This window comes from Pantoea sp. sgz302252 (assembly GCF_042610525.1).
In the GTDB taxonomy this organism is placed as follows: domain Bacteria; phylum Pseudomonadota; class Gammaproteobacteria; order Enterobacterales; family Enterobacteriaceae; genus Erwinia.
Genome location: NZ_JBHDVM010000009.1, coordinates 157,078 through 175,580, shown reverse-complemented (window position 1 = coordinate 175,580; position 18,503 = coordinate 157,078). Strand labels below are relative to the sequence as shown.

Genomic DNA, 18,503 nt, shown 5'->3' with positions numbered 1-18,503 from the left:
GCTATTGAGATTCAGCCGCCGCGAACAGTGCCAGCAGCTCATCCACCTGCAATCGCCCGCTGCCGCTGCGGCTAATCGAACGGCGGGCTTTGATCTGATGCAGCTGCGCGGCCTGATACCATTCGCGCGTCAGCGGCGTATCGTGGTTCGAAATCAGCACTGGAATACGGTTTTCCCGCGCCAGCTTCTCCGCCAGCTCTGCCAGATGCTGCTGCTGCGCCAGGCTGAAGCTATTGGTATGGTAGGCGGTAAAATTCGCCGTTGCCGACAGCGGCGCATAGGGCGGATCGCAATAAACCACCGATCCTGCCGTCGCCCGGCTCAGCGTATCAGCGTAGGACTCGCAGATAAAGACGGCGTTTTGCGATCGCTCGGAGAACCAGTACAGCTCTTCCTGCGGAAAATAGGGTTTGCGGTAGCGGCCGAAAGGCACGTTGAACTCGCCGCTTAAATTGTAGCGGCACAGTCCATTGTAGCAGTGGCGGTTGAGATACAGGAACAGCACGCTGCGGCGATAGCTGTCGCGCGACTGGTTAAACTCAAGGCGGCGAGCGTAGTAGAACTCGGCATCGTTGGCTTCGCTGGTAAACAGTTTGCTGGCATCCGCCACAAACTCGTCCACGCGATTTTTTACGACGTTATAGAGATTGATCAGGTCGCCATTGATATCCGCCAGCACGTAACGCGGAAACTGCGTATTGAGAAATACGGAGCCCGCGCCGACAAAGGGCTCAATCAGACAGTCGCCTTCCGGCAGATGAAGCTGGATGTCGTTAAGCAGCGGGAATTTTCCGCCCGCCCATTTTAAAAAAGCGCGATTTTTTTTCATGCCGTCGTTTTATTACACTTACTCTTCTGGCTGCGGTTACACCGACAGCATATCTGCGCTTTAAATTGCCAGCCGTGGGCTGGCAAAGTACGTCTTCGGTTCAGGCGGCCTTTAGTTGGCCGACTCTTTTTTCACCTGGCTGACAGGCTTAACCCAGGGATTCTTCGCCTGCACTTCCGCTGGCAGCGAGGCTACCGCGCGTTTTGCCTCTGCTGGCGTGGCGTAAGCGCCGCTCACCAGTACGTACCACGGCTGGCCGTTGCGGGTGGTTTTATAGACGTGGTAGCTGCTCAGGTTTTGCTTTTTCGCCCAGGCGTTCAGGGTATCGGAGCGTGAAGCGCTGCTTAGCTGCAGCGTATAGTTGCCGCCAGCTGTGGTAGCAGACGAGCCTGCAGCGGCAGGCGCGGTTCTTGCTGGCGTGCTGCGGCTCTCTTTCTCTGCCGGCTTAGCGGCGACAGATTTGTGCGTGGCAGCAGGTTTCTGGTGCGCTGGCGTCGCTGGCTGACGCGCAGCGGTCTCCTGACGCGTCTGCGGCGCAGCAACCGGCTTACTGGCCGTACCGTTGCCGGCGACCGTAGCTGGCGCGACCGGCAGCGTGCTTTCCTGCGCGCCGGCGCTGGCCGCATCCATCTGATTTTGCTGATTAGAGAGCGCGCTGTTGAGATCGCCAGGCAGCTCAACGCGCTGCTGGCCCTCAGGCGTCTGCAGCGGCTGTGCCTCGGTTGGCGTTGAAGAGACCGGCGGCGCGCTCAGTTCCTGAGGCGCATTCGCATCGGCAGCAGGCTGCTGCGCGCCGCTCTGCCCGCTGATGGAAGAGGAGCCGGAAAGATCGATGCTCTTATCGCTGCCGCCAGCAGCCGTCGGCGCAGGCTTTTTCTCGCCGTCGCCCGAAGAGGTCAGCGTTGAGCCAATGCCGATAACAATCAGCAGCAGCACCAGCACGCCGACGCCCATCATCATATGCTGACGAGAAACCGGCACCTTTGGCGCGGAAGACGTTTTGCGCGAACGCGCCGGTCGGCGGTCGCTGGTGTCGGGTTTAAGCTCGTCTTCCGGTTTAAAATCGTCCATTCAACCTCCTCCGCCGTAAAACTGTAGTTAAAAAGCGCGCTGGGCGCGGCAGTCATTGATTGCCGCCAGTACCGTATCATGCCCCACGCCGCCGCGCACGCAGGCACGCCCCAGCGCCAGTGGAAGAACCAGACGCAGCTCGCCTGCCAGCACTTTTTTATCGCGCAGCATATGCGGCAGGTAATCCTCCGCCGCCATGCTTTCCGGGCCCTGAATCGGCAATCCGGCACGCTGCAGCAGGCTGATTATTCTGTCGGTATCAGCCGCAGAGAATTCGCCCAAACGCTCGGCGGTACGCGCGGCCATCACCATACCGGCCGCCACGGCTTCGCCATGCAGCCAGTTACCGTAGCCCATGTGCGCTTCGATTGCGTGCCCATAGGTGTGGCCCAGATTCAGCAGCGCGCGCTGGCCTCGTTCATGTTCGTCGGCGGCAACTACCTCGGCCTTCAGCTCGCAGCAGCGGCGAATGCAGTAGGCCATCGCCTTGCCGTCCAGCGCCAGCAGCGCATCCAGATTAGCCTCCAGCCAGCTAAAAAATTCGCCGTCGAGGATAATGCCGTACTTGATGACTTCCGCCAGACCCGAGGCGAGCTCGCGCGCGGGCAAGCTGCTCAGGCAGTCGATATCGATCACCACTGAGGCCGGCTGGTAAAACGCGCCGATCATGTTCTTGCCCAGCGGATGATTGACGGCCGTCTTGCCGCCGACGGAAGAGTCCACCTGCGACAGCAAAGTCGTTGGCACCTGGATAAACCGCACACCGCGCTGGTAACTTGCCGCCGCAAAACCGGTCAGGTCGCCGATCACGCCGCCGCCCAGAGCTATTAGCGTCGTATCGCGACCATGGGGTTTTTCCAGCAGGGCAGTAAAGACCTGGTCCATCACCGCCAGCGTTTTGTACTGCTCGCCGTCGGGAAGAATAACCTGATCGACCTGTACGCCAGCGCTTTCGAGCCGCTGGCGTACAGTTTGAAGATAGAGCGGCGCCAGCGTGTCGTTAGTGACCAGCATCGCGCGCTCGCCCGCCTTAAGCGGCCAAAAAGAAGCCGGATCGTTAAACAGTCCGGCAGCGATGGTAATGGGGTAACTGCGTTCCCCCAGAGTGACGGTAACCTTCTCCATGAAGCACTCCTTTTTGGCCCGCAGGCGAAGCTAAGCCGTTAGCTCTTTTCCAGCATGTTGATAATTTGATTGGCGACGACTTTAGCGCTCTGATCATCGGTACGGATAGTGACGTCGGCAATCTCTTCATACAGCGGATTGCGTTCATCCGCCAGCGCTTCCAGCACCTCGCGCGGCGGAGAATCCACCTGCAGCAAAGGACGCTTTTTATCACGCTGCGTACGTGCCAGCTGCTTTTCGATCGTGGTCTCCAGATAGACCACGACGCCGCGAGCGGAAAGCCGGTTGCGCGTTTCGCGAGACTTAACGGAACCGCCGCCGGTTGCCAGCACGATGCCCTGCTTCTCCGTGAGTTCGTTGATGATTTTTTCTTCGCGATCGCGGAAGCCTTCTTCGCCTTCGACGTCGAACACCCAACCCACATCCGCTCCGGTACGTCGCTCAATTTCTTGATCGGAATCGAAAAATTCCATATTGAGTTGCTGAGCTAACTGACGCCCAATAGTGCTTTTGCCGGCACCCATAGGCCCAACCAGAAAGATATTGCGTTTCTCTGCCATTTTTTCGGTATTACTAAGACAATTCGTTAATGATACCCCGTCCTACAGCGGACAGGACATGAACTGAAACCTCATGAGCGATAGTGCGAGAGTCAGAGGAAAATTATCTCAACACTGAAGGTGTTTTGGCAACCGATTAAATTGACCTTGCCCATTGCGCCCTACAGCTGGCGCGTTCAGTCCGCTTCATTTATCACGCCGATGACGCTGCATCGGTTTCGCCGGTTGCGCACGATAAAAAACGGGTAGATGCTTTTTCTTAAAGCCAAACCGCGGCCTGTAATTCAAAAATCGCTAAACCTTGTAAGCTAATTCCGCTCTTGCGTCAAACTCATATGGCCGCAATCCGCTAAAAAAGCGCCCGGTCGCTCAGTTTGTTACAAAAAAGCTTTACTCGTCACGAATCAGTTTTGGGGTGATAAAGATCACCAGCTCCCGCTTTTTCTGGCTGGTGGTCTGATGGCGAAAAAGTGTTCCCAGCAGCGGAATATTGCCTAACAGCGGCACCTGGTTCCGCCCTTGCGTACGCTGCTGCTGAAAGATGCCGCCCAGCGCCAGCGTCTGGCCATCTTTTAGCGTCACCTGGGTCTGGATCTCCTGTTTATCAATGGCGATATATTCGCCTTCGCCGCTGCGCACCGTGCTGCCGGGCAGGTTCTGGCTGATGTGCAGCTTTAGCATAATGCGGCCGTTGGGCTGCACATACGGCGTTACCTCCATACCCAACATGGCCTCCCTGAATTCTACGCTGGTACTGCCGTTGCTGCCGCTGGCGACCTCATAGGGGATCTCCGTACCCTGTTTGATGCTGGCTGGCTGCTGATGCGAAGTAAACAGGCGCGGGCTGGCGATGATTTCCAGTTTGTTTTCCTGCTCCAGCGCGCTTAGCGCCAGATCCAGCACTCTGCCGTCCAGCCGCGCCAGAGCAAACCCAAAGGTCATGGTCGGGCTGGTCGCGGGCAAATCGACCCGCAGCTGGCTGACCCGCAGCGCCTTGTTGATTTGCTCATCGCCGCCCATACCCCAATTTACGCCCAGCTCATGCAGGCTTTCTTCGCTGATGGTGACGATATGCGCGGCCAGCTCCACCTGCTCCAGCGGCGTATCCAGAGCGGCTACCCAGCGCTGAATCTCTTCCAGCGCGGCCTGAGTATCCCGCAGGATAAGGCTGTTGGTGCGTTTATCCACGGTGACGCTACCGCGCGCGGTAAGCAATCGGGCCTGAGATGACAGCAAACTGGCATTGACCTGTTCCGCCTCCGCGTGGCGCAACGTTAGCGCCAGCGTGCTGAGCGGCAGCGCTTTTTCCGCTTCTTCGCGTTCCTGCGCCCGTTGGCGCTGCTTTTCCTCCTGCCAGCTTTGCGGAAATACCAGCAGCACGTTGCCCTCCTGGTTGACGCTAAGCTTCGCCAGGCGAGAAACCAGCGACAGCGCCTGTTGCCAGCCGACCTCTTTTAACCGCAGGGAAAGCCGCCCTTCTACGCCGGGTGCCACCAGCAGATTCAGCTGCTGATAGTCCGCCAGCGCCTGTAGGATCTGCGCGACGGGCGCATCATCGAACGCCAGAGAGAGCGGAAGCGGGCTGGCCTGCAGAGGCGCTATCAGCCACAGCGGCAGCAGGAGCGTTGTTAACAGATGAACGAGTTTCATAGGGGCTTCCTTGCAAAGTCATTGTTAAAGGCGGAAGGCATGGCGCTTTGGGCGCCAGCGTAACGCCCAAAGCGGTGACTTCCTGTAAATGCCACTCAGGGTCTGGCCAGCTTTGCGGCATCCACAGCCGTCCACCGCTAGCCGTTATCAGCCAGGCGCGGTAATCCTCTGCACGACCAATAATGCCGCGCAGCCTGGGCGGCGGGGCTGAGGCTGTCGGTTCGCACGACAGATCCTCTGGCGGGGCAAAGGGATTGCGCTCGGCAAACGCGCTATTAGCCAACAATATCGCAGTAAACACGCCGGAGATCGCCGATACCGTCCGCAGCCAAAAAGCCGCTGTTCGCCTTGCTGTAAAAGCGCCAGGCCTTCTTTGCCATAAGCGGAACAACCGCAAGCTAAGGCTCATGCATCACCACCAGGCGAAGCAGAAGCTGGTCGCCGGTTCGCTGTAGGCTGAACTGCGGCAGCCTTACGGTCGGCTGCTGCTCGCTTAGATAGCGAAACAGATTTTGCAGCTGCGGCCAGTCAAGCCTCAGCGTGAGTTCACCGCCCCGCGACGCTGGCTGCCAGCTCTGTAAATGGCCGCCCGTCGCTCTGGTCAATTGCAGCAGCGAGAAAGGCTGCCGCGTCTCGGGCTGTAATGCCTGCCGCAGTTCGGCAATTTCCGCTTCCGTTTCCCGCAGCGGCCTGCTTTGCCGCAGGCTTTGCAGCAGCGTGCGGCTGCGCTTTTTTTCCTGCTGGTGCTGCTGCGTAAGCCGTTGTGTTTCCTGCTGGAAAGGCTGTTGCCAGGCCTGACGGACGCCCAGCTCGCCCGCTGCCAGAACACAGAGCAGGATCAATACCCTTAGCCACAGGGGAAAAGCGAGCCAGCGGTGCAGCAGCACGCTATTCATGCTCGCCTTCCAATGCAGCAAGCGTGGCGAACAGGCTGAAATGAATGATTTTTTTCTCGTCACGGCTAAGCCTGCCCGTTTTGACCTGCTGAAGCGGGGCCAGCCGCTGCAGCCGCTGGCGGAACGCCTCCAGATCGGCCAGTTGCAGGCAAAAACCGGTGATAGTCAGCTCTTCCGTGCTTTTATTTATCTCGCGTAGCCACAGCGCAGCAGGCATTGTTCCGGCCAGCTCTTGTGTAAAAGCATACCAGGCGCGCAGGCGCTCCTGCCGCCCGACGCTGATGGCCAGCTCGCGGCGCAGCGTATCGCGCTGCTGCTCAAGGCGACCAAGCCGGGCCTTGAGCCGGTCGAGCTGCTTATTAGTTTCCTGCCGCCACTGCACTCTGAGCTGCTGCCTTTCGCTAAGCGCCTGCTGCTGTGCCAGCGGCAGTGCCGTCGCGAGAAAAATGGCCAGCAGCGCCGCTATCAGCAGGCCATCGCGCCGTAGTTGTCTGCACTGCCGACGCCGACGCCAGGGAAGAAAATTAACCCATACCATCAGACGTCTTCCGGCCGCAGGGCCAGCCCGGCAGCCAGCGCAAAAGCGCCAGTGAATACGGGCAGCGGCGGCTGCTTAAACGCAAAGGCCGCCAGGGGATCCAGCCATTCTGCGCCGTCCGGCAGCGCTTCTTCCAGGGCCGAGCTATAGTAAAATGAGGTGGCTTCCGCGAGATATTTCTCGCGTAGCGTCGTCAGATCTGTCGCTTCATGCGTGGGGCTCCAGCCCCATTCCGGCTGAAGGCGCGGGCAAAACCAGAGCCAGTGATCCGGCAGCCTGTGCACCAGCGCCGCGTCCCCGCTCAGGCGCAGCGCCTGCGACAGTGCAAAGAGCGCGGCCGGAGCCAGCTCCAGCACCTGCGGTTTCAGGCCCGCGCGGCCAAGGTTTTCCAGCCATGAATGGACTGCCTCACGGCGAGCGGCGCTGAGCCACAGCTGCCCGCTTTTTAACGCGGGTTCACGGTAGTCAAGCGCAAGTTTTTCCGGCTCGATGGGAAAAAATCGCTTCGCCGCAGCGGTGATATAGCTGCTACGCTCTGGTTCACGTAGCGAAGTCTGCGGCAGGGCAAGCTGGTGCTGCAGTACCAGCCCGGCGGGAAAACCGACCCGCAGCGAGATCTGGCGGGGAAGCTGCTTTCGCCATTGCCGCAACAGGGGGATAAGCGGGTCGGGGCGTTGCACCAGCCCGTTGGTTAACGTATCGTGCGGCAGCGTATGTTGCCACCAGTGGCGTAGCTGCCAGCCGTTACGGCGGCGCTGAATGCCCAGGGCGCAAAGCTGTCCGTTCTGAATATCCAGGCCGACTTGCCATGTCTGAAATGCCATTTCGCGCGGTCTCCCTGCTCAGTAGAAAAATGATGTATCCAGGCCTCTGGCTTGCCTTTATACTACCGCGCGATTGTTTATAAACTGTCCAGGCGACTTAAGATGGAAAATATCAGGTGAAGTTCGTAAAGTATTTTTTAATCCTTGCAGTGTGTTGCATTTTGTTGGGAGCCGGCTCGATTTATGGCCTGTATCAGTACATACAGCCACAGCTGCCCGATGTCGCGACGCTGAAAGATGTGCGGCTGCAAACCCCAATGCAGGTTTACAGCGCGGATAATGAGCTGATTGCTCAATACGGCGAAAAGCGCCGTATCCCGCTAAAGCTTGACCAGATCCCGCCCGTTATGGTGAAAGCCTTTATCGCTACCGAAGACAGTCGCTTTTATGAGCATCACGGCATCGATCCTATCGGGATTTTCCGTGCGGCCAGCATCGCGCTGGTATCCGGCCACGCTTCGCAAGGCGCCAGTACCATTACGCAGCAGCTGGCCCGTAACTTCTTCCTCAGCCCCGAGCGCACGCTGATGCGTAAAATCAAGGAGGCTTTTCTCGCCATTCGCATTGAGCAGATGATGAGCAAAGACGAAATCCTTGAGCTTTACCTGAATAAAATCTATCTCGGCTATCGCGCCTACGGTGTGGGCGCCGCAGCGCAGGTTTACTTCGGCAAAAATGTTGATCAACTCTCGCTGGGCGAAATGGCAATGATCGCTGGCCTGCCAAAAGCGCCATCGACTTTTAACCCGCTTTATTCCCACGCGCGCGCGCTGGCTCGCCGCAACGTCGTGCTTAGCCGCATGCTGGATCAGAATTACATTACCCAGGCGCAGTATGACGAGGCGCGTAATTCGCCGCTGGAAGCGCACTATCACGCACCGGAAATAGCCTTCTCCGCGCCTTACCTGACCGAGATGGTGCGTCAGGAGATGGTGAAACGCTACGGCGACAATGCTTATAACGACGGCTTTAAAGTCACCACGACTATTACCCGTAAGCTTCAGCTGGGCGCACAGAAAGCGCTTCAGGATAACGTGCTGAATTACGATATGCGTCACGGCTATCGCGGCCCGGCTAATGTGCTGTGGAAGGTTGGCCAGACGCCTTGGGGACGCACGGAAATCCTGAAAACGCTGAAATCATTGCCGGTTTACGGCCCGCTCTTCCCGGCGGTAGTCACCGAGGCCAGCCGCGAGGAAGCCACGGTAATGATGCGCGACGGCACCAGCGTCACGCTCAATCTGCCAGGGGTACGCTGGGCGCGGCCTTACAAATCCGATACGACACAGGGCCGCACGCCGACGTCAGTTAGCGAAGTAGTGCAGCCTGGCCAACAGATTTGGGTACGCCAGATGGACACCGCCTGGTGGCTGGCGCAGGTGCCGGATGTTAACTCATCGCTGGTATCGCTGGATCCACATAACGGTGCCGTTCGCGCGCTGGTAGGCGGTTTCGATTTCAACCTGAGCAAGTTTAACCGCGCCACCCAGGCGCTGCGTCAGGTCGGCTCAAATATCAAGCCGTTCCTGTATACCGCCGCAATGGATCGCGGGTTGACGCTAGCCTCTATTCTGAATGACGTGCCAATTTCCCGCTGGGATGCCGGCGCTGGTGCCGACTGGCGGCCAAAAAACTCGCCGCCGACCTATGACGGCCCTATCCGCCTTCGTCAGGGGCTTGGCCAGTCCAAGAACGTGGTGATGGTGCGTGCGATGCGTGCGATGGGTGTGGATTACGCAGCCCAATACCTGCAACGTTTCGGCTTCCCGGCGCAGAACATCGTGCATACCGAATCGCTGGCGCTTGGTTCCGCTTCGTTTACGCCACTCCAGATGGTGCGCGGCTACTCGGTAATGGCAAACGGCGGCTTCCTGGTCGATCCTTTCTTTATCAGTAAAATTGAGGATGAACAGGGCAATACGCTGTTCGAGGCCAAACCGAAAGTGGCCTGCCCGGAATGCAATCTGCCGGTGATCTATGGCGAAACGCAGAAAGCGGTGGCGTTGAATGAAGACAGCGTCGAAAATCCGACCGTGTCGCAGCAGGGCGGCAACGCTGTGGTGCCGCAGCCGCAGCTGGAGCAGGTTTCCCAGCCGCCGCAGCAGGATGAGCAGTATGCGCCGCACGTAATCAATACGCCGCTGTCGTTCCTGATTAAAAGCGCCCTAAACTCCAATATCTTTGGCGAACCGGGCTGGATGGGTACCGGCTGGCGTGCGGGACGCGATCTCAAGCGCAACGATATCGGTGGCAAAACGGGTACCACCAACAGTTCTAAAGATGCCTGGTTCTCCGGCTATGGTCCTGGCGTAGTGACCTCGGTGTGGATTGGCTTTGACGATCACCGCCGCGATTTGGGCAGAACTACCGCTTCTGGCGCAATCAAGGATCAGATTTCAGGCTATGAAGGCGGCGCGAAGAGCGCTCAGCCAGCCTGGGACGACTATATGAAGGTCGCGCTTGACGGTGTGCCGGTGCAACCGCTGACGCCGCCCGACGGCGTGGTCACGGTAACTATAGATCGCCGTACAGGTAAGCTGGCGAACGGCGGCGGCAATACCCGCCAGGAGTATTTTATTAACGGCACGCAGCCGACCGAATACTCCGTGCATGATGTCGGCACAACGCTGATGGATAACGGCGAAAGTCACGAGCTGTTCTGATGGCAGCGGGAGGCGATAATACGCCTTCCGCTTTTATGCTTATAAAAAAGCCCGGCTACCGGGCTTCAGGCTATTGACAAAGCTAAAAAAAGCTTGAGTGAACAGCTGTTTTTTACAGCAACTTTGCAGCTTGATAGCGGCAGAGGCTGAGCGGATAAGCGGACCGTTTGGCGCATGGACGCGCCAACCGAGCCCACAGGGACCGTGTTCACGGCGTGTCCGTGTTCCGATCTGCCTCTGCGGCTCTGCCACTGATTTAAACGCGACCTGGGGTTTGTCATCAATCTCAAGCCCGGCTACCGGGCTTTTTTTGTGCCTGTTTTCTGTGACTGCAACGTATTGAGGTCAGGGTCAGAAACTAATAGCTAAGCCGCCCCTGACGTACCAGCCACTCTCTGACCAAAAACAGCGCGCTAACGTTACGCGCCTCGTTAAAATCGGGTTCCTGCAATAACGCCATCAGATTATCCAGCGGCCAGCGAACCTGCGGCAGCGGCTCGGGCTCGTCGCCCTCCAGCCGTTCCTCATACAGATCTTCCGCCACGATGATGTTCATTTTGCTTGAAAAATAGGAAGGCGCCATGGTGAGTTTGCCCAGTTGCTCCTGCTGGCGCGCACCGAAACCGGCTTCTTCTTTGAGTTCACGGTTAGCCGCTTCGAACGGCGTCTCGCCTGGATCGATTAAGCCTTTTGGAAATCCCAGCTCGTAGCTTTCCAGCCCGACGGCGTATTCACGAATAAGGATCAGGTGGTCGTCCACTATGGGCACAATCATCACCGCCTCACGTTCAGTAGGCTTCATTCTTTCATAAACGCGCTGTACACCGTTGCTGAATACCAGATCCACAGCCTGTACGGTAAAGAGACGCGAGCGCGCAACGGTTTCGACATTAAGAATTTTAGGTTTCTGCAATTGTCCGGTCATAGTAGCCCCAGGAAAAGCTCAAAAAAATGAGCCTGATAGCTCGCCAGTTACGGTAGATTAACCGATAGTCGCCCATTGTGCGGCAGCAAAAGAGGCTTGCCAATCATCGCATAAATAATTTCGCGCTGTTATAGCAAATGAGTCGATAAGTAGTTAAAAAGTTTTAAAAAAGTCAATGCGAGATTTATAAAATAAGAATATACCGATATTGCTCAGGCGCGCTGCTTGTTACCATCAGGGTAGGGGCTTATCTACAATTATTCTAATTTTATGATTTTGCGCGTTATTTTAATGAAGTTCGCGGATTGCCAGCGCTGTCTGAAGCCGTCACAATATCGATATCACTATGATTCAGGCCGGTAATTGCCAGCATAATGGCGGGAGCAGGATGGCAGGGAGGAAAGCATGAGCACAATAGTCATTATATTGGCTGTAATGCTGGCCTGTTCAGTCGGAGCGGGTTGTTTTTTCTGGTACGCTATGCGGCATCGTCCGCCGTTGGCGAAACCGCTGCCATTTATTAGTCCGCCCTTTCGTAAACTCAGCGACGACGAGCGTAAAGCCGTTGAGCGCTATATTCACTCACTGGAAAAACACCGCGGCACTCCGCTTCCCGACGGCGGCGCTCCTCCCGCCAATAATCTGGCGTTGAACTCGCAAAGCAGCAATGTTTATCCGGTTACCCGCTCTATTACCCGCTATGGTCTTTCTACCGACGAGCCCCATAAATGGCGTTACTACCTGGATGCAGTAGAAGTCCATCTGCCGCCGCTGTGGGAACAGTACATCGCCGAAGAAAACTATGTTGAGCTGATCAAAACGCAAACTATTCCACTGGTGATTTCGCTTAACGGCCATTCGCTGGTGAACTACAGCTATGAGCCGCCTGCGCTTGGCGCGGTTGCGCGGCCCGTGGCGCAAAACGCCTCAATCAGAAAGGAAGAGAGCGAAAACATTGAACTGCTGAGCGTGCGCAAAGAGACGCCTGAAGAATATAGGCTCAGCCGCCCTGACGGCACGCGCGAAGCAACCGCCATTAGCCTGGCGCTGCTACTGCTATTTTTAAGCCTGATCGGCCCGAAGGTCATTATGCCGTGGCTGATTGCTATCGCGCTGGCGATGATCGTGTTCAGCTGCTGGTTACTGTGGCGGCGTCCCGACGAAAATGACCTGCGCGAAGTGCATTGCCTGCGCGGCGCGCCTAAACGCTGGGGGCTGTTTGGCGAATCCAACCAGGGTCAGGTCAGCAATATTTCGTTAGGTATTATCGATTTGATTTATCCCTCGCACTGGCAGCCCTATGTTGCGCATGATTTAGGGCAGCCTACTGAAGTGGATATCTATCTTAATCGCCAGGTGGTGCGCCAGGGCCGCTTTCTGTCGTTACAGGACGAAGTCCGTAACTTCCCTGTTTACCGCTGGCGTAAGAATTTAGTACTGGCCGCCGGCTCGCTTTTGGTGCTGGTATTGCTGCTGATGCTGGTGCCGTTAAGTATGCCGCTAAAGCTGAGCATGGCCTGGCTGAAAGGCACCGAGAGCGTGCAGGTACATAGCGTGGCCGAGCTGGAAAAAGCTGCGCTGCGCGTCGGCGACAGCCTGAAAGTCAGTGGTCAGGGTATGTGTTCGGTCCCGGCAACCTATCAGGGTAACCGCAGCTACGCGTTTATGCCTTTCGACTGTTCCGCGGTTTACTGGAATAACGCCGCTCCCCTGCCCCAGCCGCAGTCGGATATTATCGATAAGGCAACGGCTCTGTTGAGCACCACCAGCCTGCAGCTACATCCGCAGAACAGCACCGATCCCAAGCTAAACCCGCAGCTCGCCACCGCCATTCAAAAGTCGGGGATGATTCTGCTGGATGATTTCTCCGATATCGTGCTGAAAACGCAGGATCTCTGTAGTCAGGAACAGGATTGCGTCAGGCTGAAAAACGCGCTGGTGAATCTGGGCAACGCCAAAGACTGGGAAACCCTGGTGCGCCGTGCCGATTCGGGCGCACTGACCGGCACCAATGTGCTGCTGCGCCCGGTTAGCGCCGAGGCGCTGGAGAATCTGGTCAACACCGCCACCTCTTCTTTTTTCTACCGCGAAACCCGAAGAGCGGCGGAAGCGCTGAACAGCCCGCCACCGGGCGGCTTCTTGATCCTGAGCGATGAAGGCCGTCAGCTGGTGAATCAGCAGGCACCAGGCGTCTCGCTGTTTGACTTTAACGCGCCGGATCAGTGGCCTGAGCTACAGCGCCTGGCGGGCATGTTGCTGCATACGCCGTTTTCCGCCAGCGGCATCGTAACCAGCATTACCACTGACGCCAACGGCACGCGTCATATTGCATTGCACAGCGCGCCGGATGCAAACAGGCTGGGTCGCTATCTTGGCACCAGCCTGCTGCTGCTAATCGTATCCCTGAGCTTTATTATCAATAGTCTGCTGGCTCTCAGACGCGCGCACCTTAACCGCGTTCGCACTACGGCGATTCAGGACTACTACGACAAGTGTTTCAACCCCGCGCTAAGCACCTCACAGAGCATTCGACCGCTGTTCTGAGCCCTGCGGTTTTATGCTATTTTTAAGGTTAGCGTCTTCTCTGCGTCATTCTGCATTTCTCTCTCCGGCGCTGGCCGGAGAGGCACCTTGATTTCCGGCAGGCAACCCATACATAGGGATATTCCCAAACAGGAGCAGCGATGAAAGAGAAATCCGCAGAGGCGGTTCGGCTCGATAAATGGCTGTGGGCCGCTCGCTTCTATAAAACCCGCGCGGTAGCGCGCGAAATGATCGAAGGCGGCAAAGTTCACTACAACGGCCAGCGCAGCAAGCCGAGCAAAATTGTGGAACTGCATGCCGAGCTGACTTTGCGCCAGGGCAATGATGAGCGCACGGTAACCGTACTGGCTACGGGCGATCAGCGTCGTCCCGCTGTGGAAGCCCAGCAGATGTATGCCGAAACGGCAGAAAGTATTGAGAAGCGGGAAAAAATAGCGCTGGCGCGAAAAATGAACGCGCTGACTATGCCGCATCCTGACCGGCGCCCTGACAAAAAAGAGCGGCGAGATTTAATGAAATTTAAAAATTCTGGCGACGAGTAGCTCGCCACAACGAGAGAGAATTATGGCCCATCAAGACCAAATGCACCGTTATCTGTTCGAAAACTACGCCGTACGTGGCGAACTGGTGACGGTTTCCGACACCTGGCAGCAGATTATCAACGGCCATGACTACCCGCTGCCGGTGCAAAAAGTGCTGGGCGAGCTGCTGGTCGCCACCAGCCTGCTGACCGCCACGCTGAAGTTTGACGGCGATATTACCGTGCAGCTGCAGGGCGACGGCCCGCTGAACCTGGCCGTGATCAACGGAAATAATCGCCAGGAGATGCGCGGCGTGGCGCGCGTTAATAGCGAAATAGCGCCGGACAGCAGCCTGAAAGAGATGGTGGGTAACGGCTATCTGGTTATTACCATTACGCCAGCGCAAGGCGAGCGCTATCAAGGCGTGGTCGGGCTGGAAGGCGAAACCCTGGCCGAATGCCTGGAAGATTACTTTATGCGTTCCGAGCAGTTGCCGACCCGTCTGTTTATTCGCACTGGCGAAGCAGAAGGTCTGGCTGGCGCAGGCGGTATTCTGCTGCAGGTTCTGCCCGCGCAGGATGCGAAACCCGAAGATTTCGAGCATCTGGCAACGCTAACCGAAACCATTAAGACGGAAGAGCTGCTGGGCCTGCCAGCCAATGAAGTGCTGTGGCGTCTCTACCACCAGGAAGAGGTCACGCTTTACGAACCGCAGGATGTCATTTTCCGCTGCACCTGCTCGCATCAGCGCTGCGGTGAGGTATTACGCAGCCTGCCGGAAGCAGAAGTCGATGAAATCCTGGCCGAAGATGGCAAAATCGATATGCACTGCGACTACTGCGGTAGCCATTATATCTACGATGCCGTAGATATTGCCGCGATCCGTAACGACTCCGCCGCTGGCGATGAGCGCGTACACTGATTTACCCTGCGCCGTCGTCAGGCGGCGCATTTTCTTGCCTTTTGCCAGCTATGCCTGCAAACCATAGTTTTTTGCCAAACCCGTACCGCAATGCATAAGCTGCAGCGATAGTAATCGTTTCACGCGCTGCCTCTCATTTCTGCCGCCTGCCGCTTCTCCTCAGGTTTTAGCCGTGTAAACTGCGCGCGATCGCAATCTACACTTTATTAAAAATTTAATAACCAGTACGGTTAACGGAACGTTATTTACTTTCATCTGTAAAAAAACCGAACCGACAAAGGAGCAGTAATATGCGTGACCTGACTCAGCAGGATCTCGTTAATTATGGCATCAAGGACGTGGTTGAAATCCTTTACAACCCCGACTTCGACACGCTGTATAAGGAAGAAACCCGTCCGGAGCTCAGCGGTTATGAGCGCGGCATCGAAACCCAGTCCGGCGCTATCGCAGTCGATACCGGCATCTTTACCGGCCGCTCGCCGAAAGATAAGTATATCGTGCGCGATGAGACCACCCGCGACACGCTGTGGTGGAACGATCAGGGCAAAGGCAAAAACGACAACCAGCCGCTTTCTCAGGAAGTCTGGCAGGATCTGAAGGCGAAAGTGACTAAGCAGCTTTCCGGCAAGCGTCTGTTTGTGGTCGACGCCTGGTGCGGCGCAAACCCGGATACGCGACTTAGCGTGCGTTTTATTACCGAAGTGGCCTGGCAGGCACATTTCGTTAAGAACATGTTTATTCGTCCGGATGAGGCCGCGTTAGAAAGCTTTGAGCCAGACTTTGTGGTGATGAACGGCGCGAAATGCACCAATCCTGACTGGCAGCAGCAGGGCCTGCACTCTGAGAATTTTGTCGCCTTTAACCTGACCGAGCGCATTCAGCTGATCGGCGGCACCTGGTACGGCGGCGAGATGAAAAAAGGGCTGTTCGCCATTATGAACTACCTGCTGCCGCTGAAAGGCATCGCCTCAATGCACTGCTCGGCGAACGTCGGCGAGAAAGGTGATGTGGCGGTATTTTTCGGGCTTTCCGGCACGGGTAAAACTACGCTTTCTACCGATCCGCACCGCCAGCTGATCGGCGACGACGAGCACGGCTGGGACGACGACGGCGTCTTTAACTTCGAAGGCGGCTGCTACGCCAAAACCATCAAGCTGTCAGAGCAGGCGGAGCCAGAGATTTATCACGCTATTCGCCGCGACGCGCTGTTGGAAAACGTCGTGGTGCGCGCCGATGGCTCAGTAGATTACGACGACGGCAGCAAAACCGAGAATACCCGCGTTTCCTATCCGATTTATCATATTGAGAATATTGTTAAGCCGGTGTCGAAGGCCGGTCACGCGCGTAAAGTAATTTTCCTGACGGCGGATGCTTTCGGTGTACTGCCACCGGTATCACGACTGACGCCGGATCAGACACAGTATCACTTCCTGTCGGGCTTTACCGCCAAGCTGGCTGGCACCGAGCGCGGCGTAACCGAACCTACGCCGACTTTCTCCGCCTGTTTTGGCGCAGCCTTTCTGACGCTGCACCCAACGCAGTATGCAGAAGTGCTGGTTAAACGTATGGCAGCGGCGGGCGCGGAAGCTTATTTGGTAAATACGGGCTGGAACGGCAGCGGCAAACGTATTTCGCTGAAAGATACCCGCGCGATCATTAACGCCATCCTTAACGATGAACTGGCCCAGGCAGAGACGGTGACGCTGCCGGTGTTTAACCTGGCAATGCCGCTGGCGCTGCCGGGCGTGGACAGCGCAATACTCGACCCGCGCAATACCTATGCCGACGCGGCGAAATGGGAAGAGAAAGCGCGCGATCTGGCGCAGCTGTTTATCACTAACTTCGATAAATACACTGATACGCCAGCCGGGGCCGCACTGGTTTCCGCCGGGCCGCAGCTGTAAATGGCTTGTTAATAAAAACACTCTGTAAGCTTTGTGCTTGCAGAGTGTTATTCCGGGCCGGAGAGAAAAACCTCAGAAGTCGCTTATTTTATCCACCTTCCCCGAAAAAATATAAGCCACACCGCCAAAACCGCTACCGAAACGATTAATGAATGAAGTAACGGAGACAATTTAATACAGTAGCTAACCCCTGTCCCTACGATAACCCCAACCAGCACGCAAAAAATTGACAATATTATTTCTTTCATTTTAAATTTCCTGATCCAGTTGCTCTGCACCAGATTTTTTCATTTACTGAAGGGGCGGCAACTTCTGATAAGCAAAAAGCTTTAGAAGCTGCCGCATGGCCAACTCAGGGAAGTTATTTCAGGTAATCATACTCCTGCTCTGTCATCCCTTTTTCATCCCATGGAGAAAGCCCTCCCCCCCAACGGGCGCTGCCGCTGCCATAACCAGCATAGTCGTAAAGCGCGCCAACGGCGGCTCCTGCCAGCACGCCAATAGCCGGCCCTGCAGGACCAGCTAACCCCGTGCCAAATGCGGTGCCTGCAATTACCGCGCCACTAACAGCAACGTCTCGTCCAACCTGAACCCAATTGATATCGCCCGCTCCGGAAACGCAGGCATATTCTGCTTCACTTAATATTTTCATATCCTTTTCCATTTAAATAGAAAATAAGTAAGCTTCACAAAGCCTGCCAGTAACAAAGAATATCAAAAGAACGAATTAAAGGAATAACTTACCCCTTAAAAAACTAACACTCAGGGATATTTTATAAACCTTTGATTCAAAAAAATGCAACCTTAAAGAAAAGCAAATAAAAAATTAACATCGCTAATTATTCAATTAAAAAACAACCATCTAAGATAACGTTAAAATTATAGATATATCAAACATAGCAATTGGTCAACATCTTTTATAAATTTTTTTTGGATATTAACATAAATAATAAAAAACAGAGTATTGAAATAGCTAATAATCTCCTTTTATAAGGTAGCCTTAGCCGCAACAGGAAACTCTGCTGCGGCCGATAAAAAAGCTATAGCCTTTGCAATCGCTTTTAAATTCAACCGGAAACTACAGGCGCCGTGCTGGCAGGCAGCGGCAGCCAGGCGCGGATACGCAAGCCGCCCCGTTCGCTTTCGCCGATTTCCAGCGAGCCCTGATGCGCATCGATAATACGCTGGACTATCGCCAGGCCAAGACCGGTACCGCTGGTGCTGCGCGCGCTGTCACCACGGACAAAAGGCTGGAGCAAGTGCTTAAGCTGCTCGGGCTTAATCCCCGGGCCGTCATCTTCCACCTGAAACCAGGCTCGCTGCAGCTCGCTGCCGCTGCTGACCTTGATCCAGCCGTTGCCGTAACGGGCGGCGTTGACCACCAGGTTAGCCACGGCGCGTTTGATCGACAGCGGATTGATATCCAGCATCAGCTCGCTCGGCATCACCGCGTTTTCGATTTCCCGCTCGTAGCCGCTCTCCGCCGCTACAACTTCGCCCAGCACGCCATTGAGATCCGCACGCTCGGTCT

The 18,503-nt window shown here is 56.2% G+C and carries 16 protein-coding genes; 5 read left to right on the top strand and 11 right to left on the bottom strand.

What is annotated here, in order from left to right:
• Position 1: 1 nt before the first annotated feature.
• The 8 genes from dam to pilM form a co-directional block, all read right to left on the bottom strand.
• The gene (dam, locus tag ACETPC_RS16910; protein WP_380183325.1) at positions 2-829 is read right to left on the bottom strand and encodes an adenine-specific DNA-methyltransferase; all 828 of its coding nucleotides are present in this window, start codon (positions 827-829) and stop codon (positions 2-4) included.
• 111 nt (positions 830-940) lie between these two features.
• Positions 941-1,900: an SPOR domain-containing protein gene (locus ACETPC_RS16905; RefSeq protein WP_380183323.1), complete on the bottom strand. Its 960-nt coding sequence runs from the start codon at positions 1,898-1,900 to the stop codon at positions 941-943.
• A gap of 27 nt (positions 1,901-1,927) precedes the next feature.
• The gene (gene aroB / locus ACETPC_RS16900; RefSeq protein WP_380183321.1) at positions 1,928-3,025 is read right to left on the bottom strand and encodes a 3-dehydroquinate synthase; all 1,098 of its coding nucleotides are present in this window, start codon (positions 3,023-3,025) and stop codon (positions 1,928-1,930) included.
• A gap of 38 nt (positions 3,026-3,063) precedes the next feature.
• Positions 3,064-3,585 (bottom strand): shikimate kinase AroK, encoded by a 522-nt coding sequence (aroK, locus tag ACETPC_RS16895; protein WP_034934892.1) that lies wholly within the window; start codon positions 3,583-3,585, stop codon positions 3,064-3,066.
• Positions 3,586-3,975: 390 nt separating this feature from the next.
• On the bottom strand, positions 3,976-5,235 hold the full coding sequence (hofQ, locus tag ACETPC_RS16890; protein ID WP_380183319.1) for a DNA uptake porin HofQ: 1,260 nt from the start codon (positions 5,233-5,235) through the stop codon (positions 3,976-3,978).
• A gap of 398 nt (positions 5,236-5,633) precedes the next feature.
• Positions 5,634-6,131, bottom strand: a complete 498-nt coding sequence (locus tag ACETPC_RS16885) for a hypothetical protein (protein ID WP_380183318.1) — start codon at positions 6,129-6,131, stop codon at positions 5,634-5,636.
• Positions 6,124-6,669: a PilN domain-containing protein gene (locus ACETPC_RS16880; protein ID WP_380183316.1), complete on the bottom strand. Its 546-nt coding sequence runs from the start codon at positions 6,667-6,669 to the stop codon at positions 6,124-6,126. Before ACETPC_RS16880 ends, ACETPC_RS16885 begins: the two co-directional genes overlap by 8 nt.
• Entirely contained in the window at positions 6,669-7,493 is an 825-nt protein-coding gene (pilM, locus tag ACETPC_RS16875) for a type IV pilus biogenesis protein PilM (RefSeq protein WP_380183315.1), read from the bottom strand. The genes ACETPC_RS16880 and pilM overlap by 1 nt, the downstream gene beginning before the upstream one ends.
• 116 nt (positions 7,494-7,609) lie before the next feature.
• Here pilM and mrcA point away from each other — a divergent pair, with 116 nt between their 5' ends.
• Complete coding sequence (gene mrcA / locus ACETPC_RS16870) at positions 7,610-10,156, top strand: peptidoglycan glycosyltransferase/peptidoglycan DD-transpeptidase MrcA (RefSeq protein ID WP_380183313.1); 2,547 nt, start codon at positions 7,610-7,612, stop codon at positions 10,154-10,156.
• A gap of 358 nt (positions 10,157-10,514) precedes the next feature.
• Here mrcA and nudE read toward each other — a convergent pair whose 3' ends face one another.
• Complete coding sequence (nudE, locus tag ACETPC_RS16865; RefSeq protein ID WP_380183311.1) at positions 10,515-11,081, bottom strand: ADP compounds hydrolase NudE; 567 nt, start codon at positions 11,079-11,081, stop codon at positions 10,515-10,517.
• Positions 11,082-11,486: 405 nt separating this feature from the next.
• Between nudE and ACETPC_RS16860 the strand changes: the two genes are divergently transcribed.
• The 4 genes from ACETPC_RS16860 to pckA all read left to right on the top strand — a co-directional run bounded on the left by ACETPC_RS16860 (position 11,487) and on the right by pckA (position 16,972).
• Entirely contained in the window at positions 11,487-13,625 is a 2,139-nt protein-coding gene (locus ACETPC_RS16860) for an intracellular growth attenuator family protein (RefSeq protein ID WP_380183309.1), read from the top strand.
• Between the two features lie 140 nt (positions 13,626-13,765).
• Positions 13,766-14,167, top strand: a complete 402-nt coding sequence (gene hslR, locus ACETPC_RS16855) for a ribosome-associated heat shock protein Hsp15 (RefSeq protein WP_380183307.1) — start codon at positions 13,766-13,768, stop codon at positions 14,165-14,167.
• 22 nt (positions 14,168-14,189) lie between these two features.
• Positions 14,190-15,068 carry an Hsp33 family molecular chaperone HslO gene (hslO, locus tag ACETPC_RS16850; protein ID WP_380183305.1) on the top strand — a complete coding sequence of 293 codons (879 nt, stop codon included), beginning with the start codon at positions 14,190-14,192 and terminating at the stop codon, positions 15,066-15,068.
• A gap of 290 nt (positions 15,069-15,358) precedes the next feature.
• Positions 15,359-16,972 carry a phosphoenolpyruvate carboxykinase (ATP) gene (gene pckA, locus ACETPC_RS16845; protein WP_380183303.1) on the top strand — a complete coding sequence of 538 codons (1,614 nt, stop codon included), beginning with the start codon at positions 15,359-15,361 and terminating at the stop codon, positions 16,970-16,972.
• 361 nt (positions 16,973-17,333) lie between these two features.
• On the opposite strand, the gene ACETPC_RS16840 is transcribed toward pckA, so the two are convergent.
• Complete coding sequence (locus tag ACETPC_RS16840) at positions 17,334-17,624, bottom strand: colicin V family bacteriocin (protein WP_380183301.1); 291 nt, start codon at positions 17,622-17,624, stop codon at positions 17,334-17,336.
• Positions 17,625-18,039: 415 nt separating this feature from the next.
• Positions 18,040-18,503 (bottom strand): ATP-binding protein (locus ACETPC_RS16835; protein ID WP_380183299.1); only part of this gene is annotated, 464 nt, incomplete at its 5' end.

Bases quoted from the DNA above. Each gene is read 5' to 3' on its own strand.
- ACETPC_RS16840 (WP_380183301.1), bottom strand. From the start codon at position 17,624: ATGAAAATATTAAGTGAAGCAGAATATGCCTGCGTTTCCGGAGCGGGC.
- aroB (WP_380183321.1), bottom strand. From the start codon at position 3,025: ATGGAGAAGGTTACCGTCACTCTGGGGGAACGCAGTTACCCCATTACC.
- dam (WP_380183325.1), bottom strand. From the start codon at position 829: ATGAAAAAAAATCGCGCTTTTTTAAAATGGGCGGGCGGAAAATTCCCG.
- aroK (WP_034934892.1), bottom strand. From the start codon at position 3,585: ATGGCAGAGAAACGCAATATCTTTCTGGTTGGGCCTATGGGTGCCGGC.
- pckA (WP_380183303.1), top strand. From the start codon at position 15,359: ATGCGTGACCTGACTCAGCAGGATCTCGTTAATTATGGCATCAAGGAC.
- ACETPC_RS16880 (WP_380183316.1), bottom strand. From the start codon at position 6,669: ATGGTATGGGTTAATTTTCTTCCCTGGCGTCGGCGTCGGCAGTGCAGA.
- ACETPC_RS16860 (WP_380183309.1), top strand. From the start codon at position 11,487: ATGAGCACAATAGTCATTATATTGGCTGTAATGCTGGCCTGTTCAGTC.
- ACETPC_RS16905 (WP_380183323.1), bottom strand. From the start codon at position 1,900: ATGGACGATTTTAAACCGGAAGACGAGCTTAAACCCGACACCAGCGAC.
- hslR (WP_380183307.1), top strand. From the start codon at position 13,766: ATGAAAGAGAAATCCGCAGAGGCGGTTCGGCTCGATAAATGGCTGTGG.
- nudE (WP_380183311.1), bottom strand. From the start codon at position 11,081: ATGACCGGACAATTGCAGAAACCTAAAATTCTTAATGTCGAAACCGTT.
- ACETPC_RS16885 (WP_380183318.1), bottom strand. From the start codon at position 6,131: ATGAATAGCGTGCTGCTGCACCGCTGGCTCGCTTTTCCCCTGTGGCTA.
- pilM (WP_380183315.1), bottom strand. From the start codon at position 7,493: ATGGCATTTCAGACATGGCAAGTCGGCCTGGATATTCAGAACGGACAG.
- hslO (WP_380183305.1), top strand. From the start codon at position 14,190: ATGGCCCATCAAGACCAAATGCACCGTTATCTGTTCGAAAACTACGCC.
- hofQ (WP_380183319.1), bottom strand. From the start codon at position 5,235: ATGAAACTCGTTCATCTGTTAACAACGCTCCTGCTGCCGCTGTGGCTG.